Annotated in this window: 22 protein-coding genes and 2 pseudogenes; 14 read left to right on the forward strand and 10 right to left on the reverse strand. The window is 65.1% G+C overall.

The features are described 5' to 3' along the window. The first annotated feature begins 1 nt into the window (after nucleotide 1). A complete protein-coding gene (locus tag CXZ10_RS10750; protein ID WP_101289166.1) occupies nucleotides 2-568 on the forward strand; it encodes a TetR/AcrR family transcriptional regulator in 567 nt (188 codons plus the stop codon). Between the two features lie 59 nt (nucleotides 569-627). Here the strand turns inward: CXZ10_RS10750 and rpoD are convergent, their stop codons facing one another. Beyond that, on the reverse strand, nucleotides 628-2652 hold the full coding sequence (gene rpoD, locus CXZ10_RS10755) for an RNA polymerase sigma factor RpoD (RefSeq protein ID WP_101289167.1): 2025 nt from the start codon (nucleotides 2650-2652) through the stop codon (nucleotides 628-630). Between the two features lie 590 nt (nucleotides 2653-3242). After that, complete coding sequence (gene dnaG / locus CXZ10_RS10760; RefSeq protein WP_101289235.1) at nucleotides 3243-5237, reverse strand: DNA primase; 1995 nt, start codon at nucleotides 5235-5237, stop codon at nucleotides 3243-3245. 396 nt (nucleotides 5238-5633) lie between these two features. Between dnaG and CXZ10_RS10765 the strand changes: the two genes are divergently transcribed. The 8 genes from CXZ10_RS10765 (at nucleotide 5634) to CXZ10_RS10800 (ending at nucleotide 11769) form a co-directional block, all read left to right on the forward strand. Next, nucleotides 5634-6008 (forward strand): hypothetical protein, encoded by a 375-nt coding sequence (locus CXZ10_RS10765; protein WP_101289168.1) that lies wholly within the window; start codon nucleotides 5634-5636, stop codon nucleotides 6006-6008. Nucleotides 6009-6024: 16 nt separating this feature from the next. After that, nucleotides 6025-6570, forward strand: a complete 546-nt coding sequence (locus CXZ10_RS10770; protein WP_101289169.1) for a glutathione peroxidase — start codon at nucleotides 6025-6027, stop codon at nucleotides 6568-6570. Nucleotides 6571-6594: 24 nt separating this feature from the next. Beyond that, nucleotides 6595-7155, forward strand: a complete 561-nt coding sequence (locus CXZ10_RS10775; RefSeq protein WP_101289170.1) for a nucleotidyltransferase family protein — start codon at nucleotides 6595-6597, stop codon at nucleotides 7153-7155. Between the two features lie 70 nt (nucleotides 7156-7225). Beyond that, nucleotides 7226-8551: a PQQ-dependent sugar dehydrogenase gene (locus CXZ10_RS10780; RefSeq protein ID WP_143741514.1), complete on the forward strand. Its 1326-nt coding sequence runs from the start codon at nucleotides 7226-7228 to the stop codon at nucleotides 8549-8551. 160 nt (nucleotides 8552-8711) lie between these two features. Beyond that, nucleotides 8712-9470 carry a sulfite exporter TauE/SafE family protein gene (locus CXZ10_RS10785; RefSeq protein ID WP_101289171.1) on the forward strand — a complete coding sequence of 253 codons (759 nt, stop codon included), beginning with the start codon at nucleotides 8712-8714 and terminating at the stop codon, nucleotides 9468-9470. A 46-nt stretch (nucleotides 9471-9516) separates the two neighbouring features. Then, nucleotides 9517-10284: an ArsR/SmtB family transcription factor gene (locus CXZ10_RS10790; protein WP_101289172.1), complete on the forward strand. Its 768-nt coding sequence runs from the start codon at nucleotides 9517-9519 to the stop codon at nucleotides 10282-10284. A gap of 87 nt (nucleotides 10285-10371) precedes the next feature. Further along, nucleotides 10372-10713, forward strand: coding sequence for a YciI family protein (locus CXZ10_RS10795; protein WP_101289237.1), 342 nt, complete (start codon nucleotides 10372-10374; stop codon nucleotides 10711-10713). Nucleotides 10714-10797: 84 nt separating this feature from the next. Next, the gene (locus CXZ10_RS10800) at nucleotides 10798-11769 is read left to right on the forward strand and encodes a glycerophosphodiester phosphodiesterase family protein (RefSeq protein ID WP_101289173.1); all 972 of its coding nucleotides are present in this window, start codon (nucleotides 10798-10800) and stop codon (nucleotides 11767-11769) included. A gap of 68 nt (nucleotides 11770-11837) precedes the next feature. Here CXZ10_RS10800 and CXZ10_RS10805 read toward each other — a convergent pair. Then, nucleotides 11838-12780, reverse strand: a pseudogene (locus tag CXZ10_RS10805) (IS630 family transposase). A gap of 453 nt (nucleotides 12781-13233) precedes the next feature. Continuing rightward, on the reverse strand, nucleotides 13234-15144 hold the full coding sequence (locus CXZ10_RS10810) for an acyltransferase family protein (protein ID WP_101289174.1): 1911 nt from the start codon (nucleotides 15142-15144) through the stop codon (nucleotides 13234-13236). A 158-nt stretch (nucleotides 15145-15302) separates the two neighbouring features. Here CXZ10_RS10810 and CXZ10_RS10815 point away from each other — a divergent pair. The 3 genes and pseudogenes from CXZ10_RS10815 to CXZ10_RS10820 form a co-directional block, all read left to right on the forward strand. After that, nucleotides 15303-15482: pseudogene (locus tag CXZ10_RS10815) on the forward strand (IS5/IS1182 family transposase); the annotation flags it as partial. A gap of 99 nt (nucleotides 15483-15581) precedes the next feature. Beyond that, nucleotides 15582-15731 (forward strand): hypothetical protein, encoded by a 150-nt coding sequence (locus CXZ10_RS21535; RefSeq protein ID WP_180335950.1) that lies wholly within the window; start codon nucleotides 15582-15584, stop codon nucleotides 15729-15731. 48 nt (nucleotides 15732-15779) lie between these two features. Further along, nucleotides 15780-16451, forward strand: coding sequence for a PI-PLC domain-containing protein (locus CXZ10_RS10820; protein ID WP_101289176.1), 672 nt, complete (start codon nucleotides 15780-15782; stop codon nucleotides 16449-16451). Between the two features lies 1 nt (nucleotide 16452). Here the strand turns inward: CXZ10_RS10820 and CXZ10_RS10825 are convergent, their stop codons facing one another. Beyond that, complete coding sequence (locus tag CXZ10_RS10825; protein WP_101289177.1) at nucleotides 16453-16914, reverse strand: Rrf2 family transcriptional regulator; 462 nt, start codon at nucleotides 16912-16914, stop codon at nucleotides 16453-16455. Between the two features lie 116 nt (nucleotides 16915-17030). Between CXZ10_RS10825 and CXZ10_RS10830 the strand changes: the two genes are divergently transcribed. Together CXZ10_RS10830 and carA are read left to right on the forward strand one after the other, a co-directional pair. Beyond that, nucleotides 17031-18473: an MFS transporter gene (locus tag CXZ10_RS10830; RefSeq protein ID WP_101289178.1), complete on the forward strand. Its 1443-nt coding sequence runs from the start codon at nucleotides 17031-17033 to the stop codon at nucleotides 18471-18473. Nucleotides 18474-18608: 135 nt separating this feature from the next. After that, the gene (carA, locus tag CXZ10_RS10835) at nucleotides 18609-19808 is read left to right on the forward strand and encodes a glutamine-hydrolyzing carbamoyl-phosphate synthase small subunit (RefSeq protein ID WP_101289179.1); all 1200 of its coding nucleotides are present in this window, start codon (nucleotides 18609-18611) and stop codon (nucleotides 19806-19808) included. A 70-nt stretch (nucleotides 19809-19878) separates the two neighbouring features. On the opposite strand, the gene CXZ10_RS10840 is transcribed toward carA, so the two are convergent. From CXZ10_RS10840 to ypfJ, 5 genes are all read right to left on the reverse strand, one after another. Further along, nucleotides 19879-20187, reverse strand: coding sequence for a HigA family addiction module antitoxin (locus CXZ10_RS10840; protein WP_101289180.1), 309 nt, complete (start codon nucleotides 20185-20187; stop codon nucleotides 19879-19881). A gap of 10 nt (nucleotides 20188-20197) precedes the next feature. After that, complete coding sequence (locus CXZ10_RS10845) at nucleotides 20198-20476, reverse strand: type II toxin-antitoxin system RelE/ParE family toxin (protein ID WP_101289181.1); 279 nt, start codon at nucleotides 20474-20476, stop codon at nucleotides 20198-20200. A 272-nt stretch (nucleotides 20477-20748) separates the two neighbouring features. Continuing rightward, a complete protein-coding gene (locus CXZ10_RS10850) occupies nucleotides 20749-21972 on the reverse strand; it encodes a TCR/Tet family MFS transporter (RefSeq protein WP_101289182.1) in 1224 nt (407 codons plus the stop codon). Next, nucleotides 21965-22231, reverse strand: a complete 267-nt coding sequence (locus CXZ10_RS10855) for a hypothetical protein (RefSeq protein WP_101289183.1) — start codon at nucleotides 22229-22231, stop codon at nucleotides 21965-21967. The genes CXZ10_RS10850 and CXZ10_RS10855 overlap by 8 nt, the downstream gene beginning before the upstream one ends. Nucleotides 22232-22369: 138 nt before the next feature. Next, nucleotides 22370-23281, reverse strand: coding sequence for a KPN_02809 family neutral zinc metallopeptidase (ypfJ, locus tag CXZ10_RS10860; protein ID WP_101289184.1), 912 nt, complete (start codon nucleotides 23279-23281; stop codon nucleotides 22370-22372). Nucleotides 23282-23317 lie beyond the last annotated feature (36 nt).

Consider the following 23317-nt stretch of genomic DNA (forward strand, 5'->3'; position numbering starts at 1 on the left):
CATGGCAAAGACCATCGCCGAGCGCGCCGATGTCATCCCCTTGCTGGCCGAGGTGTTCCGCGAGCATGGCTTCGAGGGCGCCAGCATCTCGGTGATCGGCGAGCAGACCGGCCTCGGCAAGGGCAGCCTCTATCACTTCTTCCCGGGCGGCAAGGACGAGATGGCGGCGGCCGTGCTCACCGAGATCGGCGGGTGGTTCGAGGAGGAGATCTACAAGCCGCTGCGCGAGGCCGACGATCCGCGCGCCGCCATCGACGGCATGATTGGCGCGGTCGACGACTACTTCCGCTCCGGCCGGCGCGTCTGCCTCGTCGGCGCCTTCGCGCTCGACAACGTCCGGGACCGCTTCGCCGCGGCGGTGAAGGCCTATTTTGCCGAATGGCGGTCGGCACTGGCCTCGGCTCTGGACCGGGCCGGCAGCGCCCCCGATCTCGCCCGCTCGCTCTCCGAAGAAACGGTGATCGCCATCCAGGGCGCGCTGGTACTGTCGCGGGCGCTCGACGACCCCACGGTCTTCTCCCGCAGCCTCGAAAGCACGCGGGCAAAACTCGCGACAGCCATCGCCTGAATGCGAGAACGGCGGGCCTTTCGACCCACCGTCCTGATGTCTTCCGTCCGGCCGCTGCCTCAGTTGTCGAGGAAGCTCCTGAGCTTGCGGCTGCGGCTCGGGTGCTTGAGCTTGCGGAGCGCCTTCGCCTCGATCTGACGGATGCGCTCGCGCGTCACCGAGAACTGCTGGCCGACCTCTTCCAGCGTGTGGTCGGTGTTCATGCCGATGCCGAAGCGCATGCGCAGCACGCGCTCCTCGCGCGGCGTCAGCGAGGCGAGCACCCGCGTGGTGGTCTCGCGCAGGTTCGACTGGATGGCCGCGTCGATCGGCAGGATGGCGTTCTTGTCCTCGATGAAGTCGCCGAGGTGGCTGTCCTCCTCGTCGCCGATCGGCGTTTCCAAGGAGATCGGCTCCTTGGCGATCTTCAGCACCTTGCGCACCTTCTCGAGCGGCATCGCCAGCTTCTCGGCCAGCTCTTCCGGCGTCGGCTCGCGGCCGATCTCGTGCAGCATCTGGCGCGACGTGCGGACGATCTTGTTGATCGTCTCGATCATGTGCACCGGAATGCGGATGGTGCGGGCCTGGTCGGCGATCGAGCGGGTGATCGCCTGCCGGATCCACCATGTGGCGTAGGTCGAGAACTTGTAGCCGCGCCGGTACTCGAACTTGTCGACCGCCTTCATCAGGCCGATGTTGCCTTCCTGGATCAGGTCGAGGAACTGCAGGCCGCGGTTGGTGTACTTCTTGGCGATGGAGATGACGAGGCGCAGGTTGGCCTCCACCATTTCCTTCTTGGCGATGCGCGCTTCCTTCTCGCCCTTCTGGACGAGATGGACGATGCGGCGGAACTCGCCGGGCTCGAGGCCGGTCTCCGACGACAGCGTCTGGATGGTCTGACGCAGCTCGCGGATCTCTTCCTTTTCCTTGGCGACGAATTCCTTCCAGCCCTTGGAGGCCAGGGAAGCGACGCGGCGGATCCAGTTGGGATCGAGCTCGGACGCCTGATACTGGCGCAGGAAGTCCTCGCGTCCCACGCCATAGCTCTCGGCGAGGCGGAGGAGCTTGCCCTCGTAGCCCATCAGCTTCTTGTTGATGTCGTAGAGCTGCTCGACCAGCGCCTCGATGCGCGCGGCGTTGAGGGAGAGCGACTTGACGTCTTCCTGGATCTCTTCCTCGAGCTTCTTGTAGCGGCGCTCCTGCGACGGGCTGAGCGTGGTGTTCTTGAGCCGGTTCTCGACGTGCTGCTCCTGCAGCCGGCGCAGCTTCTTGAAGTTCTCGGCGATGCGGTCGAAGGTTTCGAGCACCTTCGGCTTCAGCTCGGCTTCCATGGCCGACAGCGACACGTTGTTCTCGAGATCGTCCTCGTCGGACATCTCGCCTTCGGGCAGTTCGCCCTCGGGCCGCTCCTCGCCGTCCTCACCGCGCGGGGCGGCCGGACGTTCGGAGGGTTCAGCGCCCTCTTCCATGCCCTCTTCGCCGCCCTCGAAGGGCAGCGCGCCGCCCTTGCCGTCCGGGCCGGCATAGGTGGCCTCGAGGTCGATGATGTCGCGCAGGAGGATCTTGCCCTCGTTGAGCTCGTCGCGCCAGAAGATGATGGCCTGGAAGGTGAGCGGGCTCTCGCAAAGGCCGGCGATCATCGCCTCGCGACCGGCCTCGATGCGCTTGGCGATGGCGATCTCGCCTTCGCGCGACAGAAGCTCCACCGAACCCATCTCGCGCAGGTACATGCGCACGGGATCGTCGGTGCGGTCGGTCGGCTCGCGGGTGGTGGTGGTCTTGGCGACGGCGGTGCCGGTGGTCTCGCTGACTTCGCCCTCTTCCTCGGCGGCGCCGTCGTCGGCCGGGGCCTCCTCGGCCTCCTCGGAATCGACGACGTTGATGCCCATGTCCGAGAGCATGGCGTAGATGTCTTCGATCTGGTCGGAGGAGTTCTGGTCCGACGGCAGCACTTCATTCAGTTCGTCATAGGTCACATAGCCGCGCTTCTTGGCGAGCTTGATCATCCGCTTGACGGCGGCATCGCTGAGGTCGAGAAGCGGCCCGTCCGGACCCTCGTTGCCGGTATCCTGGACTTCGTCGTTTTCGGTGGCCTTGGTTGCCATAGTCATCTCCGCCGTCCGCCGGGCCGTTACGCCTTGCGTCTATGCTCGCTCAACTCGCCACGAGGCCAAAAGGTCCCATGATGCGGCTCGCGCTACCAATAGGGGCGAGGCCTTAAGCCCAACTTAACCCTGACGCTCTTGAAAAAACGCACGGCATCGCTGCGGCCATAGCCGAACAGGCGGGCCGTTGCCGACCCGCCGAAAATCCCCGGAAAGGTCTATTTAGCGGCGCAAACGGATTCCGCAAGGGTGATTCGGAAGAGAATTTCTGATTCGGCGATGATTCGGGGGACGGGAGGGTGATTCGGTTGGGCGGTGAACGGGTTTTAGGAGCGTGCCCTGGGATGGAAGCTCGCCCGCCAGCGCGTGCCCCGAAGCCGTCCTCCACGCAACCAATCGCCCCTTTCAGAGCCCTATATCCGCCCCGTGCCCTTTTCTGCCTGAGGTCCCCGCCTGCGCGGGAATGACAGGTTATCTATATGTTTCTTATGTATAATTCTGTCATCCCCGCGAAGGCGGGGACCTCAGGCAGGATGGAACAATCGGCCAATATAACGCTCCAAAAATAGAGGAGATTACCCCAGCGGATCTCACTTCCACAAAGCCGATTGCGACGAACCGCCCCCGGTCGTGGCATCGCGGATGGCTTTTGCTTCCTCGGCCAGCTCCTGCTCGCGGCGGAACAGCTCCTCGCGGCGGCGGTTGAGGTCGCGCGTCAGCTCGTAGATATAGGCGGTGACGTTCTCGTCGGTCTCCGCCGTCACCGTCTTCATGTCGCGCTCGATGTCGGCTGAGAGCGCCCGAAGACACAGCCGCTCGATCAACAGGTCGAAGCAGGTCTCGACGAAGCTCTCCGGCGGGTGGAAGCGCAGGATCGGCAGCCGTTCCCGGAGCTTGTGGCCGCGCCCGATGCTGACACCGTCCTCGCGCTTGATCTCGTCGCCATGCACCTCGTTGAGCACGAAGTAGAAGCGGGCGTCGAGGCCTTCGTAGAAGTCGCTGACCGAGTCCGCGTCGAAGTCGACGGCGATGCGGTAGAGCGCCTGCTTGAAGTCTTCCAGCGCCGCCACGTGGAAATCCAGCCGGGCGAGCCGCTCCATGTTGGCTTCATAGAGATCGGGATACTCGACGGCGAGGCCGAGCAGCACCCGCTCGATATTGGCAAGGTCCGGCTCGCTCGGCGCCCGGAGCTCGGCGGTGACGGCGAGGCCCTGCTTGTCGCGCCGCTCGCCCCCCCTGAACTCGCCCCTGCCCTCACCGCGGAAGTCGCCGCGTCCCTCGCCGCGCCCCTTGCGGTCGTGGCTCCAGAACAGCTCGGACATGTTGACACGCAGGGCGAGGCGATAGCGCCGCGCCACCCGGTCGTCCTTGATCTGGCGAACCAGTTCGTCGATGCGCGCCTCAAGCGCCGCCTTGCGCTCGGGCGTATCGACGCGGGCGTCGGCCGCCTCGCGGTCCCACAGCACTTCGGAGAGCGGCCGGGCCTTGGCGACTTCCGCGAGGAAAGCGTCGGCGCCGCCGGAACGCACGATGTCGTCGGGGTCCTGCCCACCCGGCAGGAAGCAGAAGTTGAAGGAATAGCCGCTGCGGAGGGCCGGCAGGATGCGGTCGATCGCCCGGTGGGCGGCCGACACGCCGGCCTTGTCGCCGTCGAAACAGATCACCGGCTCGGCGGCAAAGCGCCACAGGCGGGCGATGTGGTCCTCGGTGAAGGCGGTGCCGAGCGCGGCGGTGACGTTGCGGATGCCGGCCTGATAGACCGAGATCGCGTCCATGTAGCCCTCGGTGACGATGATCGTCCCCGACTTGTGCGCCGCCTCGCGCGCCCGGTGGACGTTGAACAGCATCGTCCCCTTGTGGAAGAGCGGCGTCTCCGGCGAGTTGAGGTACTTGGGCTGGCCCTCCGGGTCGAGCGTGCGGCCGCCGAAGGCGACGACGCGGCCGCGCTCGTCGTGGATGGGGATCATCAGCCGACCACGGAAGCGGTCGTAGGAGGCGCGACCATCCTCCGGCTTGATGAGGAGGCCGGCGGCAATGCCCGTCTCTTCCTTGACGTCGTTCTGGATCAGGTGGCGCTTCAAGGCGTCGCGCTCGTCGGGCGCATAGCCGAAGCGGAACTCGATGGAGGTCTTCTCCAGGATGCCGCGCTTCAGCATGTAATCGCGCGCCGGCTTGCCCTCGGGCGAGCGCAGCTTCTGCTCGAAGAACTTGGCGGCGATCTCGCAGGCGCCGGCCAGATCGACGCGCACCGCCTCGCGCTCGCGGTCGCGCGGATCGGCCTTGGGCAGTGGCACGCCCGCTTCCTCGGCCAGCCTTTCGACAGCCTCCGGGAAGGTCAGCCCTTCCGTCTCGGTCAGGAACTTGAAATGGTCGCCCGTCGCCCCGCAGCCGAAGCAATGGTAGATGCCGCGCCGATCGTCGCAGTGGAAGGACGACGTCTTCTCCTTGTGGAATGGGCAGCAGGCCCAGAAATCGCCGCGCGCCGGCTGGCTCTTGCGCTTGTCATAGGTGACGCGCCGCCCCACCACCTGGCTGATCGGCAGCCGGGCCCGGATCTGGTCGAGAAGGGACGGTTCAAAGCGCATGGCCGTCATATAGTCAGAGCGAGGGAGCGATGAAAAGCGCGACGAGTGGGAGCGCACCCTTCGCACGCATGACACCTATATCGGCCCCTCGCCTTATCCGGCCCGAGGTCCTGCGCCCTCGCGCAGGAAGACAGGACATTTATATAATAAATACAATATCATAAGTTGTCATCCTGCGCGAAGGCGCAGGACCTCAGGCAGAATGGGGCACAACGTCGATATAGGACTCCAAGAACGGACCACGGATATCCATTGCTCCGCTCGGGGCGACAGCGGCCATCCGCCTCCTCGCTCACGGCATCTTGCGCAGACGGCGGCATCCTGAACAGATAATACCACTATTGGCGCGCGGCGAATCCCGTGGGTTCGCTCGCCAGCATCGATCCGGGAGCACCGATGTACACCGCCCTCTTTGAAATCCATCGTGGCCTCGCCATCCTCGGCTGCATCACCACCGTGGCCTGGGCCGTCGCCGCCCTGTTGCCGTCGCTCCGGACGCAGCGCCGCATCTGGAAGCCGCTCTACAGCGCCGCGGCGTCCACCGTCGGCCTTGCCGGCATCGTCGGCCTGATCCTCGCCTGGATGGGCGGCTGGCTCACCTTCTTCTTCCCCTGGATCGGCTTTGCCGGCGTCTGGCTGCATGGGGCCGCCGGCGTGCGCGGCCGCCGGGCCATGGCCGCCGGCGCCAACGGCACGCTCGCCGCCTGCCTGTTCATCCAGGTGGCGACGCTGATCGGCCTCTACGGCCTGATGACCGTGAAACCCTTCTGACAACGGAGAGATCGCCATGACCGCCGCCATGTTCGATACGCCGCTGGCCACGCTCGACGGCCTTCCCACCACGCTGAAGCCCTGGCTCGGCAAGGTGCTGCTCGTCGTCAACACCGCCTCCAAGTGCGGGCTGACGCCCCAATACGAGGTGCTGGTCAGCCTCTACCACCGCTACAAGGATCGCGGCTTCGAGGTGCTGGGCTTCCCGGCCAACGACTTCGGCGACCAGGAGCCGGGCAGCAACGAGGAAATCGCCACCTTCTGCTCCACCACCTTCGGCGTCGACTTCCCGATGTTTTCCAAGATCGTCGTCACCGGCCCCGACAAGCATCCGCTCTACAAGGCGCTGATCGCCGAGAAGCCCGAGGCGCGTGCTCTACCCGGCAGCGACGCCCGCGCCGCCCTGCGCAGCCACGGCATCACCCCCACCGAGCCGCCGGAAGTGCTCTGGAACTTCGAGAAGTTCCTGATCGGCCGCGACGGCACGGTCATCGATCGCTTCTCCCCCGACACCGCCCCCGACGCCGACATCGTCATCGAGGCCATCGAAAAGGCGCTGTGAGGCAACTGCACAAGGGCGACGGATGTGTCCCTCTCCGAGCAGAGTTTCGCCGAACTGATCAGGCAAAACGAGACGAACCGTCGCCTGCTTGAAATCCTTCCGGCGCTGGAGCTGCCGCAAGCCACCCTGACCGCCGGGTGTCTGTTTCAGACCGTCTGGAATCTCAAGACCGGCAACCAACCCGATTGGGCGATCAAGGATTACGACGTCTTCTATTTCGATCCCGACGACCTCACATGGGAGGCGGAGGACGCCGTGATCCAGAAAGCCAAGGCGGTGCTCGGCGATCTGGCCGACAGGACCGAGATCCGAAACCAGGCCCGCGTCCACCTCTGGTACCCTGAGAAGTTTGGCGCGCCCTGCCCGCGACTGACCTGCGTCGAAGACGGGATCGACCGCTTTCTGATCGCCTGCACTCTGTTCGGGATCAATGTCGGGACGGGCGACGTCTACGCGCCGAATGGCTTCCAGGACATGTGGGACGGCATCCTGCGGATCAATCCGAACAACCCTCAGTCCGGCCTGTTCCGCAGGAAATGCGAGGACTACAGGGCGAGATGGCCCTGGCTGTCGGCCGCCCTGTAGCCGACCGCCCAAAGCTTGACAGCCCCCGCCGATGCGCCCAGCGTGGTTTCCCCTAGAGGAGGCCCTGGGCATGCGCGTATCCGGTCGTTCGAGGCGCGTCGTCGCGCCGGGTCTGCCGCTGCTCCTGGCGCTCGTCCTTTCCGCCTGCGGTGATCACTCCATCCTGCCGCCTGCGGCGGATATCGGCCCATCGCCCCGGATCGTTCCGCCCGTCAACAGGGCGATCCCGAACGTCAACATCGCGCCGGCCATCGGCTGGCCGGCCGACGAGACACCGACGCTAGCGCCGGGCCTTGCCGTCACTGCCTTTGCATCCGGCCTCGACCACCCGCGCAATGTTCTGGTACTGCCCAATGGCGACGTGCTGGTGGCCGAGACGGCCGCACCGCCCAAGCCCGACGACAGCCCCGGCCTCAAGGGCTTCATCATGCGCCTTGTCATGGCCCGCGCCGGCGCCGGCGGGCCCAGCGCCAACCGCATCACGCTGTTGCGCGACAGCGACGGAGACGGCGTCGCCGAGTATCGCAGCGCCTTCCTCACCGGCCTCAACTCGCCCTATGGCATGGCGCTGATCGGCAACAATCTCTACGTCGCCAACACCGACGCCATCCTGCGCTACCCCTACAAGCGTGGCGACACCGCCATCACCACATCCGGCGAGACGCTGACCGAGCTGCCCGGCGGTCCCCTCAACCACCATTGGACCAAGAACCTGATCGCCAGCCCCGATGGACGCTTCCTCTATGTGAGCATCGGCTCCAACAGCAACGTCGGCGAGAACGGCATGGCCGCCGAGGAAGGCCGGGCGCAGATCTGGCAGGTGGACGCGCGCACCGGAACGCATCGCCCCTATGCCACTGGCCTCCGCAACCCCAACGGCCTCGCCTTTGCCGGCAACACGCTGTGGACCGCCGTCAACGAGCGCGACGAGATCGGCAGCGACCTCGTGCCCGATTACATGACCTCGGTGAAGGACGGCGGCTTCTACGGCTGGCCCTACAGCTATTTCGGCGGGCATGTCGATGCCCGCGTCACCCCGCCGCGCTCCGACCTCGTCGCCAGGGCCATCGCGCCCGACTATGCGCTCGGCGCCCACACCGCCTCGCTTGGCCTTGCCATCACCGGCAACAGCGGCCTGCCCCAGCCCTACCGGGCCGGCGCCTTTGTCGGCCAGCATGGCTCTTGGAACCGCAAGCCGCTCGCCGGCTACAAGGTGATCTTCGTGCCGTTTTCCGGCGGCAAGCCATCGGGCCCGCCGCGCGACGTTCTCACCGGCTTCGTTGATCCCAACGGCAATGCCAAGGGGCGGCCGGTCGGCGTTGCGCCTGACGGGCACGGCGGCCTGCTGGTCGCCGACGACGTCGGCAACGTCATCTGGCGCGTGACGGCCAAGTGAGGGCACAAATTTCCCTGAGTATCTCCAGATGGTAGACGTTGCAGGAATATCTCGACAGCACAAAATTCCTTGCCAAGAGCGGCAGCGCGTTATTTACGCGCTGGCCTCCCCGCGCTAGGACAGGTCGACGCCGACCCGGCGCCGTTCCGAGTCGCCGTCCATGTCGCTGCCCGCCGATCTCACGCCCGCCACGCTGACCCTGCTCGTCATCACCACCTTCGTCGCCGGCCTCGCCCGCGGCTTTTCCGGCTTCGGCGCCGCGCTGATCTTCATGCCGGTGGCGAGCGCCCTGATCGGCCCGCGCCTTGCCGCGCCGGTCATCCTGATCATCGACGCCGTCACCACCGTCGGTCTGGTGCCCGATGCCTTCCGCAGGGCCGACCGGCGCGAGGTGGCGGTGATGGCGCTGGGCGCGTGTGTCGGCGTGCCAACCGGCGTCTATCTCCTCACCCACCTCGATCCCCTCACCATCCGCTGGGCGATCATCGGCATCTGCGCCGCGCTTCTCGTGCTGCTGCTGTCGGGCTGGCGTTACCACGGCAAGCCGAAGCCGCCGCTCACCGTCGGCGTCGGCCTGTTGTCCGGCCTGTTCTCCGGCGCAAGCCAGGTGGGCGGGCCGCCGGTGATCGCCTACTGGCTGGGCGGCGCCATCCCGGCGGGCATCGTGCGCGCCAACATCGTGCTCTATTTCGAGGTGTCGACGGCGCTGACGCTGCTCAACTACCTCTGGGGCGGCCTGTTCGTGTCGGCCCTGGTGCCGCTTTGCCTGATGACCGCGCCGGCCTATGGCCTCGGCCTCTGGGGCGGCTCGCGCCTGTTCGGCATCGCCTCGGAAGCAACCTTCCGCCGCATCTGCCTCAGCCTGATCGCCCTTGCCGTGGTCATCGGCCTGCCGCTGCTCGACGGCATGTTGCGCTGACGGACGGCCCTTGACATGAGACCATATGGTCTCATATTGTGAGCCCATGGACGAGCTGTTCAGGGCACTCTCCGACCCCACGCGCCGCGCCTTGCTCGACGCCCTCAACGTCGAGGACGGGCAAAGCCTCAGTTCACTGGAGTCGAAATTCTGCATGTCGCGGTTCGGGGTGGCCAAACACCTCAAGCTGCTTGAAGACGCCGGCATCATTGAGGTTCGCAAGGTGGGGCGCGAGAAGCTCCACTTCCTCAACGCTGCACCCGTTCGCGAGATGTATGCGCGATGGATGCAGAAATACATCGTCGAGCAGACGGGCGAGACCTTCGGCCTTCGGGACTACACCGAGGGCAAGATGATGAGCGTCGTCTACGAAAGCTACATCCGCGCGTCGCCTCAGGCTCTTTGGCAAGCCCTGACCGACCCGGAGATGCGACGGAAATATCAGTTCGGCCTCAAGGTGGTGTCGGACTATCGCCCTGGGTCCGACTACACCGCCACCGGACAAGGGCGGCTTGTGTTCTCCGGAACCATCGTCGAGGCCAATCCGCCCTGGCGCCTCGTCACGACCTACTCCGCCCATTGGAGCGAGGAGGTCGAAAAATACGGTCCTTCTCGCGTCGTCGTCGACATCGAGAAGATCGAAGACACGTGCCGTCTGGTGTTGACGCACGACGACCTTCCGCGCGGAGCAAGTCCTCAGCTCTACGGCGGATGGCCGATGGTTCTCTCCGGCCTCAAGACCCTGCTTGAGACCGGCGACATCCTGACGACGCCCGGCTCCCTGAGATGGCTGGACGCCGACGATACCCCCTGAGCGCGGACGACACGAACCGCACCGAGACCTCGCGTCGCCGAGACGCGGGCGCCCCCTTTTGCCAACTTTTCCCGATTGGAGATGACCTTGCAGTATCTTCTCATCATCAGCCACGACGCCGACTTCCAGCCGACCGAAAGCCTCGTCGGCGACATCTTCGGCTGGATCGAAGACACCACGGCGCGGGGCAAGCGCATCGCCGGCAAGCCCCTGCAGCCGGCCGACACGGCGCAGACCATCCGGATCCGCGACGGCAAGGAGCAAATCGTCAGCGGCCCGTTCTCCGACTCGGCCGAGCAGATGTGCGCCTTCGAGCTGGTGGACTGCCGCGACCAGGACGAGGCGCTGGAGCTGGCACGCCGGCATCCAATGGCAACGGCAGCGACCATCGAGGTGCGGCCGGTCTGGATGGAGCGAGAGTCAGAATAGCAAGGCCCGATCCTGCCCCCAAAGCGACCGGATGACGCCGCATTTGGCCTCTATCCAGCCGTCGGGGCAGCAAGGGAGAGCTTTATGCGCGGAAAGAAAATCCTGGGTGGCGTCGTTCTCGTCGGCATCGCCGTCTACCTCCTCAACGCCTCCTGGCTGGCCGCGCCGTCGTCGCCCGGCACGCCGCGCATCCTCGCCCATCGCGGCGTCCACCAGACCTATTCGCGCGTCGGTCTCGACGCCGAGACCTGCACGGCGGCCCGCATGGACCCGCCCAGCCATGAGTTCATGGAGAACACCATCCCCTCCATGCGCGCCGCCTTCGCGGCCGGCGCCGACGTAGTGGAGCTCGACGTCCATCTGACGCCGGACAAGGTGTTCGCCGTGCTGCACGACTGGACGGTCGACTGCCGCACCGAGGGCCAGGGCGTCACCGAGGAAACGCCGTGGACGACGCTGAAGACGCTGGACGTCGGCTATGGCTACACCGCCGACGGCGGCAAGAGCTTTCCCCTGCGCGGCAAGGGCGTCGGCCTGATGCCTCGCCTTGAGGACGTCTACGCCGCCTTCCCGGACGGCTCCTTCCTGGTCAACTTCAAGAGCCGCCGCGTCGAGGAGGGCGAGGCGCTGGCCGCCATGCTCAAGGCCGACCCCAAGGCGCGCGCCGCCACCTTCGGCGTCTATGGCGGATCCGAGCCGACGCAGGCGGCGCTCAAGGCGGTGCCCGGCCTCAAGGGTTTCGACCGGACGATGCTCAAGGCCTGCCTGTTGCCCTACGAGGCCTATGGCTGGACCGGCATCGTGCCAAGTGGTTGCCGCAACACCATTGTCGCCCTGCCGGTCGACTACGCGCCCTATGCCTGGGGCTGGCCGCACCGCTTCATGCAACGCATGCGCGACGCCGGCAGCGAGGTGATCCTGGTCGGCCCCTATGGCGGCGATTTCTCCACCGGCATCGACACACCGGAGCAGGCCGCCAAGGTCCCCAAGGGGTTCGACGGCTACGTCTGGACCAACAAGGTCGAGACCATCGGGCCGCTCCTGAAGGGCAGATGAGCGCGCTCACGCCGAGTGCAGGTCATGCCCGGTCATACCTGTCGGGGAAGTTCTGGAGCACGTCCGGCTTAATCCGGTTCATATCCTGCGACTGCGAAGTAGTTTGCACATTCGTTCGGACTGAAGAGCGGGATGGCGGCTCCAACGGCATCCCAGAGCGCGCTGACGGTTCGCTCCGCCTTGCCGCGCAGGACCGCTTTCAGTTTGGAGAAAGCCATTTCTATCGGGCTGAAGTCCGGGCTGTTGGGCAGCAGGTAGTGTAGCTCGGCACCGGCCCGCTCGATTGCCAGGCGGACGCCCTCGGCCTTGTGAGCGGGCAGATTGTCCATCACCACGATGTCGCCGGGCGACAACGTTGGGACCAGCACTTGCTCGACGTAGGCGCGGAAAGCGGCGCCGTTCATCGCGCCATCGAGAACCAGCGGTGCCGTCATGCCGCTCAGACGCAAGGCGCCGGTGAATGGGGTGGTTTTCCAATGACTATGAGGGATTGCGGCTCGGCAGCGTTCGCCCCGCAATGCTCGTCCGCGCTGGCGCGCCATCTTGGTCGATAATCCGGTCTCATCAATAAAGACCAAGCGTCCCGGGTCGAGATCAGGTTGGCCATCAAACCACGCTTGGCGCCGCGTTATGAGGTCCGCCCGCTCCTGCTCCAGTGCGTGTGCGGTCTTTTTTTGAATGTCCAGCCACGACGGCCGAGCCAGATGCTCAAGGCACTGCGGCCGATAACGACTTCGCCTCCACAGCAAGGCGGATCACCATCTCGTCGAGCGTGATGTCCTTCTGCCCTTCGATCATCTCGAACACGAAGGTCTCATACGGATCGAGGCGGGAACCGCGCCGCCAACCCTGAGCGCGTGCTGACCGCTCGCCCAGCTTCGCTCTGCCGATCCACCGGATCGCCGTCGAAACGCCGACCCCGAACCGGGCAGCGGCTTGACGCGCCGAAAGTCCATCCGAAGAAGCCTGCAAAACCCGAGACCGCAAATCCTCGCTCAGCGCTCTGGCCATCGTTCGCCTCCTTTGAAGTGAACTTTGAATCAGACGCCGCGTCGCGCGTCACTTCACATTTGATTCATCGATCACGGGACGTGCTCCGGCAGAGAATTTGAATCAGAATCTGACTGATTTGGGAATCCCAAACGATTCACTCAGCAAAGGAACCGCTCTAAAACCAGATAAATAGACGGGCTAGGGAGGGCAATCTATAGCGCTGCCGATGGTCGCTTCTCGGCTGGCTATTCTGCAGATGCAATCTACAAATAACGAAAATATGATATCCTTCAGTAAAATAACGCCAGATGTCTTGGCCAAGAAGCCAGAACTCAAATGACAGCAAGAAGTGAATCACTATACAGAGACAAAAACAAATAATTACAATATCTACTTTCAGTCATCAGGATTCAAGCGAATCTTTGAGAAAACAACCGCAGGAACTCGCGCCAGGTAAAAGTGTGTGAGCTTTCAATTCGCCTCCAAAGCAGGTAATAATTGCGGGATAATGGCGGCAGAGAGCTTCCTGGCGCCGGCAATGCTGAGGTGCGACTGATTGAAATAGAGCACGCCAAAATTCGGATCATAACCCGGACAAAGGTCAGTGTTGCAGAGCACCGGGACAGGGTCGACAACTGTGGCACCAGTGGTAGCACTTATTTCACTCACCATTACTCTATAGTTCCGCAGATGCAATTCCACATCGTCCCTTGATCTACCCCATGAGGAAAGAGCCTCGACATTGTCTGCGCGCAGGCTGAGCGCGGCAGGCGGGTCATAGTCCTGGTTTGGTATGGGTCCAATCAGGATCACCTTTTTGCCGGCAACCTCAAGCGCCTGTACCGACTGCTTCAAACCGCTCTCGATCATATCCTGACGGTCGGCGCCGTAGCCCTCCAAGGCCGCCACCATGATCACAGTCCTGATCGCCGGATCTGCTGTCAGCCCCTCAAGCGAGGCAATATTCTGCTCAGCGCAGTTGGGCCGCTTGATGGAATAGTAGCCCATGACCGGTGGGCAGGCCGAGGTCGTGATTTCCCTGATGCCGGCGCCGCGAGCGGCCAACTGGTCCCCGAGCGTGTAGGCGAGTTCGGCTCCGTGACTGTCTCCCCAGACCGCAACCGATGCGCCGGCCCCGCCAAGCACGCATGACGACTGGTAGGACCTCACCGTCCCGCCGCCGAAATGACAGCGTTTGCGCTCCGGGTTGAAGTCCCGATCTGCATTGGCCAGTTCATGGGCCTGCGCGGAAAACCTTTGTTCCAATCCACCGGTGACTGCGATGAGCCCTCCGACAGCCGCGAAGCAGGCGATGGTGGCAACGCCAAGGCGCAGGACAGGCAAACTTGGAAATCCGCGGATGAAGCGTTTTTCAACCCCGACATAGGTCAGCCACGCCAGCGCAACTGCCCCTACCATCAAGATAGAAGCTGTGCCGAGTGTCAGCGGACCATTGTTGTAATGCTTGGCGAACACCAGAACTGGCCAATGCCAAAGGTAGAGCGAGTACGACAGGTTGCCAAAAAACAGGAAAGGCGGGCCGCTTATCAGTTTTCCGCCGAGGGTTTCGGTGGACTGGCCAGCCGCGATGACCAGCACAGTGCCGATGCAAGGGGCCAGCGCGATATAGCCGGGAAACAGCATGGTCTCGGCATCAATCAGCAGCAGCGACACCCCGATCAGCGCCAGGCCGAGCAGCGACAGAGCGTTGCGACCCGCTTGACCCACCCGCGAGAGCAGGTCAGGTCTGGCCGCAACCAGCGCGCCAAGCAGCAGTTCATAGGCCCGGCTGAACGGCAGATAAAACGACCAGGGCTGCGACATCATCCCACCAACCACGCTGGCGGCCAGGGACAACGCCACCAGTACCAGAAGGGCGGGCACAAGCATGGAGCGCCACCTTTTCCAGACCAGCGCCAGAAAGAGCGGGAACACGATGTAGAACTGTTCCTCGACTGCTAACGACCAAGTGTGGAGAAGTGGATGATACTCAGCCGCGGAGCCGAAATAGTCCGATGTCAGATAGAATATGACATTCGATGAGAACAGCATCGTCGCCGCGGACGTGATGCCCAGTTTCCTCATGTCTCCTGCAGAAAGCAGGAACATCCCGGCGATCAGGCTCGCGGTGAGCACCACAATCAAAGCCGGCATCAGGCGTCGTAGGCGTCGTTGATAGAAACCCGTCAGGGAGTATGTCCCCGCAGCATTTTCCTTCAGCAGTATCTTGGTGATCAGAAAGCCCGAGATCACGAAGAAAATATCGACGCCTACGAATCCGCCCTTTAGCCCAGTCGCCCCAGCATGGTAGGCAACAACACTCAGAACAGCGATGGCACGAAGCCCCTGGATGTCCGATCGAAAGGGGAGAAAGCCGCTCATGTTGCCCTCACGCAAGCATGGTTGAATTAGTAGCCGCAATTTCTTGCAGCGGCTACATCGAAATGACAACACCTGAGTGTCTGTCCGGGAACATATTGATTCAGATGAATCTTTTATGATTCAAGAGAGATGGTCTGGTTCCCAGGGAAGCGCCACCAATGTGGACAGCCGAAAACCGTGCTCGCTATGACTGCCGCCGCCTGCGCTATCCATCTGCCCTGACCGACGAGGAGTGGTCGCTGATCGTGCCACGCCTTCCGCCGGCCAAGCGCGGCAGCAACAAGCGCACGATGAACCTGTGCGAGATCGTCAACGGGCTGATATACATTGTGAGCACCGACGGCCGCTGCCCTCCGACCTCACGCCTGCCACGCTGACGCTGCTCAACTATCTGTGGGGCGGCCTGTTCGTCTCGGCCCTTGGTGCCGCTCTGCCTGATGACGGCACCGGCCTATGGCATCGGCCTGTGGGCCGGCGCCCGCCTGTTCGGCGTCGCCTCCGAGGCGATCTTCCGCCGCATCTGCCTTGGCATGATCGCCCTCGCCGTCGTCATCGGCCTGCCGCTGCTCGACGGCCTGCTGCGCTGAGCGCAAGACGCCGCATTTGCCACCCTGACACCGGACAAGGCGTTCGCCGTGCTGCACGACTGGACGGTCGACTGCCGCACCGAGGGCCAGGGCGTCACCGAGGAAACGCCGTGGACGACGCTGAAGACGTTGGACGTCGGCTATGGCTACACCGCCGACGGCGGCAAGACTTATCCCCTGCGCGGCAAGGGCGTCGGCCTGATGCCTCGCCTCGAAGACGTCTACGCCGCCTTCCCGGAAGGCTCCTTCCTGGTCAACTTCAAGAGCCGGCGCGTCGAGGAGGGCGAGGCGCTGGCCGCCATGCTCAAGGCCGATCCGGGCGCGCGCGCTGCCACCTTCGGCATCTATGGCGGATCCGAGCCGACGCAGGCGGTGCTCAGGGCGGTGCCCGGCCTCAAGGGCTTCGACCGAACGATGCTCAAGGCCTGCCTGCTGCCTTACGAACTCTACGACTGGACCGGCATCGTGCCAAGTGGCTGCCGCAACACGATCGTCGCCCTGCCGGTCGACTACGCGCCCTATGCCTGGGGCTGGCCGCACCGCTTCATGCGACGCATGCGCGACGCCGGCAGCGAGGTGATCCTGGTCGGCCCCTATGGCGGCGATTTCTCCACCGGCATCGACACGCCGGAGCAGGCCGCCGCGATTCCCAAGGGCTTCGACGGCTACGTCTGGACCAACAAGGTCGAGACCATCGGGCCGCTGCTCAAGGGCAAGTGATTCAAGCGTCAGCGCAGCTTAAGCCCACATTGAGACCCAGCGCGGCGGCGCGGGAGGCGAAGTCGTCGCGCAGGTCGGACACGCGGATCTCGGCGAAGCGCCGGAGCAGCAGCGCCCGCGCCTCGTCCAGCGTCTGGCGCAGCGCCGTGTTGACGGCCTGTTCGACGAGGCATTGCGGCTGGTCGTCGGCAAGGCCCAGCGCGAAGATCTCAGGCGATCCCACCGCGTCATAGACGTCGCGCAAGGTCATCTCGGCGAGCGGCCGGCCCAGCATCCAGCCGCCGCCATGCCCGCGTTCGGAGACGACATAGCCGCCCTCGCGCAACCCGGCCAGCGTGCGCCGGACCAGCGCCGGGTTGGTGCCGAGCATGCCGGCGATCTCCTCCGACGTCATCGGGCGTTGCTGCTCCTCCATGTGGAGCAGCACGTGCAGCATGCGCGACAGGCGGCCGTCGTGCCTCATCGTGTTCCCTCCTGAATCGCTCGGACCCTATCACGAAACAACAGAAGTTACATGAGCCGTTGACGCGCCCTAATTCGTAACTTATCAAGTTTCGAGATATCACAGCGAGGCCCGTCATGTCTGCTGCATCGTTCCCCGAGGTCCGCCGCCCACGCCTGGCGCTCGCCCTCGCGCTGTTCGCCGCCGCCACGACCATCATGGACATTTCCCTCTCGATCATCTCGCTGCCGGCCATCGGCCGCGACCTCATCCCCGACCCCACGACATTGGCGCTGGTGCCGCTCGCCTTCTCGCTGGCCTTCGCCCTGGGGCTGCTGCCCTTCGGCCGGCTCGGCGATCTCGTCGGCAGGCGGCAGGTACTGCTCGCCGGCGGGGCCGTCTGGGTCGTCGCCAGCCTCATGATGGCGCTGGCCTCCTCCATCGCCATCCTCTTGGCGAGCCGGCTCCTGGCCGGCTTTGCCGGCGCCGCCCTGTTGCCGCAGGCCATGGCGCTGGCCGCCCGGCTCGGTCCGTCCGGCGGGCCGGCAAGCGGCATCGGTCTCTTCATCGCCACCACCGCCTGCGGTTCCATCCTCAGCCCCATCCTCGGCGGCGCGGTGCTGGCGCTCGACCCTGCCGGGCTCGGCTGGCGGCTGATCTTCCTCTACCAGGGGCTGGCCGGCCTTCTCATTGTCGCGGGCGGTTTCCCCACCCTGCCCGACACCGAGAAGAGCCGCGCCGGCTTCGACAGCCTGGGCACCCTCCTGTTCTCGCTCGCCATTCTTCTCGTCGTGGTGCCGCTCGCCGTCGGCCGGCTCGCCGGCTGGCCGGCCTGGATTGCGCTGCCGATCGTCGCCGCCCTGCCGATCGCCCTCCTGCTTCGCCGCCATCTCGGCCGCGCCGCCGCCTTGGGCAAGCCGCAGATCCTGCCGGCGTCGCTGGTCAGCCAGCCACTGGTGGTGGGCGCCGTGGCGCTGACCGCCGTCGTCTTCACCACCAGCCCCGGCATCTTCGTCGCCATGTCCACAGCCCTGCAAGCCGGCGTCGGCCTGCCGCCGGACATCGCCGGCGCCGTGCTCGCCGCCTTCCCGTCCGGCGTGCTGACCGCCTCGCTCGTCGTCGCCCGCCTCAAGGGGCAACCGATCGACCGCCAGCTCACTCTGGGAGCTTTGGTGTTCGTCCTGGGCATGCTGGCAACCCGCACTCTTTTCGGAACCACCTCACCCGCGCCGATTGCCTTCGCGGCCACGCTGTGCCTCGGCGGCCTCGGCATGGGCACGCTGGTCAACGCCCTGTTCCGAGCGGTGATGGCCGCCTCGCCCTCCGCCGATCACGGCGCGGCGGCCGGCGTGCAGCAGGCCTTCCAGCAGGTGGGCGCCGCCCTCGGCTTCGCCGTGGTCGACCTCGTCTTCCAGAATGCCCGCCTCGCCGCCCTCGCGGAGGGAGCGGGCACGGCCGAGGCCTTCAGGATCGCGGGCGCCGAGGCCTGCCTCTATCCCATCGCCGTCTTCGCCCTGATGATCGCCGGCCCTCTTCTCCGCCGCCTCGTCCGAAAACCGGCTGTTACCACCGGGGAATGACCGCCCGCCGTCATTGACGGCGCCGGCCCTGTCGCCTATGTAGCCACGGACATGCCGGGCGGCCCGCCGCGCCGGCCTTTCGGTGCGCCTTCGCATCGATCCGCGATGCCTTTTCAGCCCAAAGGAGCGTCCGCCATGACCACCGCCGCCTGGCAGGAACCCACGCCCACCGCCGTCCTGGTGCTCGCCGACGGCACCGTCATCGAGGGCTTCGGCATCGGCGCGCGAGGCGAGGCGGTGGCCGAGGTCTGCTTCAACACGGCGATGACCGGCTACGAGGAGATCCTCACCGACCCCTCCTACGCCGGCCAGATCGTCACCTTCACCTTCCCGCATATCGGCAATGTCGGCGTCAACGACGAGGACATCGAGACCGTCAACATGGCCGCCGAGAGCGGCGTGCGCGGCGTGGTGCTGCGCGACGAGGTCACCGACCCCTCCAACTACCGTTCGCTGAAGGGCTTCGACGCCTGGCTGACGGCGCGCGGCATCATCGGCATCACCGGCGTCGACACCCGCGCGCTCACCGCGCTGATCCGCGAGAAGGGCATGCCCAACGCCGTCATCGCCCACGCGCCGGACGGCAAGTTCGACCTCGAGGCGCTGAAGGCCAAGGCCAAGGCGTGGTCCGGCCTCGAGGGGCTCGACCTCGCCATCGAGGTCACCAACCCGCAGAGCTACGACTGGACCGAGGCGAGCTGGGCCTGGAACAAGGGCTACGGCCAGCAGATCGACAAGAAATACAAGGTCGTCGCCCTCGACTTCGGCATCAAGCGCAACATCCTGCGCCTCCTCGTCGACGAGGGCTGCGAGGTCGTCGTGCTGCCGGCCACCGCCACGGCGGACGAAGTCTTCGCCCACCAGCCCGACGGCGTGTTCCTGTCGAACGGCCCCGGCGATCCGGCCGCCACCGGCGACTATGCCGTTCCCACCATCAAGGCGGTGATCGACTCGGGCGTCCCCACCTTCGGCATCTGCCTTGGCCACCAGATGATGGGCCTCGCCCTCGGCGGCAAGACGATGAAGATGCATCAGGGCCACCACGGCGCCAATCATCCGGTGAAGGACTACACCACCGGCAAGGTCGAGATCACCTCGATGAACCACGGCTTCGCCATCGACCCTGACAGCCTGCCGGACAATGTCGAGCAGACCCACGTGTCGCTGTTCGACGGCTCCAACTGCGGCCTGCGCGTGAAAGACAAGCCGGCCTTCTCGGTGCAGTACCACCCGGAAGCCTCGCCCGGCCCGCAGGACAGCCACTATCTTTTCAAGCGCTTCGTCAACCTGATCCGCGAGAAGAAGGGCGAAGCGCCGGTGCCCGAGCGGGCGTGATGCGAACGATAGACGGACGACGAGCCGGCCCGAAGGGGCCGGTTTTTGTTTGGGCTAGCTGCGGTGGGTCTCAGGCCACCTTGAGCGTCGGGATGGACGAAACATCGACCTCATGTTCGGCCTTCCAGGCATCGTGGGCAGCCTGCATGCGCAGCCAGACGCCGGCCCCATCCCCGAACAACTTGCCGAGGCGGGCCGCCATCTGCGGCGAGACGGGCTTGCGCTCGCCGATGATGTCGTAAAGCTGCTGCCGGGAGATCCCTAGCAAGGAGGCGATCTCCACCTTGGTCTTGCCGGTCGCCGGGATGATCTCGTCCAGGAGCGCACCCGGATGGCTCGGGCACCGATCGGCGCCCCGCTTGGCGATATACTCGGTCATCTCGACCCTCTCAGTGATACTGCTCGAAATCGACGCGGGTGGCATCCTGCCCATCGAACTCGAAGGTGATGCACCACGGTCCGTTGACATGGACCGTGTAGCGGGTTGGGTTGAAGCCGTTCAGGGCGTGAAAGTCGAACCCAGGCAGGTTCATGTCCTCAGGCCGTTGCGCGGCATCGAGACGATCGAGCCGCAGGAGGATGCGCTTTCGCATCTTCACATCGATCTTGGCCGATTGTCCCGTCTCGAACAGTTCGGCCAGCGCCTTGTTCCTGAACGTCCTGATCATGATGCAATGTAAGCAATTAGCTTTCAAATGTCAACTGATAGTTGACACCTTAATTACTGAAGAGCTCCGCAAAAAACATTTAAGTATTTGTTTCATATATATAATTCTGTCATCCTCGCGCAGGCGAGGACCTCAGGCAGGATAGAGCGAGCCGCCGATATAGCGCTTCGAGAACCGCCAGGGTGCTCTATATCAACCCTTCGTTCTTTTCGGCCTGAGATCCTCTGCCTGCGCAGAGGAAGGTATATTATGTATTTGTTTCTATTGTATAATCATCGTCGCACCCGCCGATCCCAGCCGATCACCACCAGCGCGATCCCCATCAGCACGGCCGACAGCAGGAACGGCGCGCCGGCGAAGCGAACCGGCGCGGCATCCGAGGTGAAGTAGCCGAACAGCTCGGTCATCGGAATGGGCGCCAGCGCCATGGTTATACCCTTGACCGCGCCGATCGCCCCTTGCAGCTCGCCCTGCCGTTCAGCGGAGACGCGCCGGCTCATCATGGCCGTGAGCGACGGCCCGACGATGCCGATGAAGGCGAAGCCGGCGATGAATGGGGTGATCGTGAGGCCGGACGTTGCGAAGGCAAAGCCCAGGAAGCCGATGCCGGCCACCATCAGCCCCACCATCGCGGCCCCGTGCTCGCCGAAGCGCTTCACCGTGGGGCCGACGACGAAGCCGGTCACCGCCGTCATCACCACGCCGACCAGCGTCAGCGTCAGGCCGATCTCCCGCTCGCCCCAGCCGAAGCGCTCCTTCAGCGAGAAGGTCCAGACGGCCGGCAGCGAGTCGTGGGCCACCTGCATCAGCACCAGCACGACGATCGGCAGGCCGATGCCGGCAGCACCGGCAATGAACCGCAACGCGCCGAAGGGATTGGCCTTGGCGAGATCGAGCAGGCGCCGCCGCTCGACCGGCAGACTTTCTTTCAGGAAGGCCCAGCCGACACAGGCATTGACGAGGGCCAGCAGTGCGGCGACCAGGAAGGGCGCTCGCGGCGACAGCTCGCCGACGAGGCCACCCAGCGCCGGACCCAGCATGAAGCCGGCGCCGAAGGCCATGCCGACGCGTCCGAACCGGGCAGCGCGGTCGTCGGGCGCCGTGGTGTCGGCGATATAGGCGCCGATCACCGGGCCGGTGCTGCCGGAGATGCCAGAGAGGATGCGGCCGAGATAGAGCCAGGCGAGCGACGGCGCCAGGGCGCAGATCAGGTTGTCGAGCGCGAAGCTGGCGATGGCCAGGATCAAGAGCGGCCGCCGGCCGAAACGATCGGACAGACCGCCGATCAGCGGCGAGAACAGGAACAGCATGGCCGCGTAGGCGAAGGTCAGCCGGCCGCCCTCGACCGCCGCCGCGCCCATGCCCTCGCCGGTGAGCGAGGCGATCAGCGCCGGCAACACCGGCAGCACCATGCCGAAGCCGGCAGCGTCGAGAAAGGCGGTGGCAAGCACGAAGGGGAAGCCGCCCCGCCGGGCGTCGAGCGTTACGTCAGTCATGTCCGTTCTCCCCGCGTTCGGTCAGCTTGTGGCTGGCGCTGGCGTCGAGATCGAGGCCGTAGATGGCCTTGAGCTGGGCGATCACCTCGAGATGGGCGGGCGAAAACGGCGACCTGCCCTCGAAGGCATGCAGCACGATGCCCTCGACGAGATCGCCCAGCGTCATGTCGCCATGTTCCGCCAGCGCCTTCAGCACCTTCAGGATGCGTTTTTCAATGCGGATGCCCGTCTGCACCCGCTCCACGACCATGCCGGCCATTGCTATCTCCTTAGTTGGTACATGTGTATCTATGTACCAACTATCACCGGCAGCGTCAATTGGACGCACGGCGGCGTCCCCGACCACGGACATTACCGGGGTCGGGACGCCGCCCTGTGGCGGTCCGGTCGCGAAGCGTTAAAGACGCGCGCTGGAGAAGGTGTCGCAGGACTCCATGTCGCCGGTGTCGAAGCCGATCTTGAACCAGCGTTTGCGCTCGGCCGAGGAGCCGTGGTTGAAGCTCTCCGGCACCACATAGCCCTGCGTCCGCTTCTGGATGGCGTCGTCGCCGATCTGAGTGGCGGCGTTCAGCGCTTCCTCGAGGTCGCCGCGCTCGAGAAAGCCCTTCTTCTCGGCGTAATGGCCCCAGATGCCGGCGTAACAGTCGGCCTGGAGCTCGACCCGCACCGACAGCGCGTTGGCGTCGCCCTGGTCGAGCTGCTGGCGCCGCTCGTTGAAGGCCGGCAACAGGCCGACGAGGTCCTGCACGTGATGGCCGACCTCATGGGCGATCACATAGGCCTGGGCGAAATCGCCGGGCGCGCCGAACTTCTGGCGCAGTTCGTCATAGAAGGCGAGGTCGATGTAGATCTTGCCGTCACCAGGGCAGTAGAACGGTCCGCTCGCCGCACTGGCAAAGCCGCAGGTCGACCGGGTCTGGCCGGAGAACAGCACCAGCGGCGTCGCCTGATAGCGCTTGCCTTCCGCCTTGAAGATCTCCGTCCAGATTTCCTCGGTGTCGCCGAGCACGGTGGCGACGAAGTCGCGCATCTCGTCGGGCTCGCCGGCGCGCGGCCGCTCGACGGCCGTGGAGGTATCATAGGTGGAGCCGCCCATGTTGCCGTCGAGCAGCACCAGCGGGTTGATGCCAAGGAACCAAAGGATGAGGCCGACGACGATCAGCCCGCCGATGGAGAGGCCACCGCCACCGCGCCGGCCGCCGCCCGGGAAGCCGCCGCCCGGAAAGCGCAGGCCACCACCGGAAAATCCACCGCCGCGGCCTCTCACGTCCTCGATGTTGTCGCTCTGGCGACGCCCCTTCCACAGCATGCCCGGCCCTCCGTGCTTTCCGGGATATAACAGCAC

The sequence above is a fragment of the Pleomorphomonas diazotrophica genome, from assembly GCF_002844595.1.
GTDB lineage: Bacteria > Pseudomonadota > Alphaproteobacteria > Rhizobiales > Pleomorphomonadaceae > Pleomorphomonas > Pleomorphomonas diazotrophica.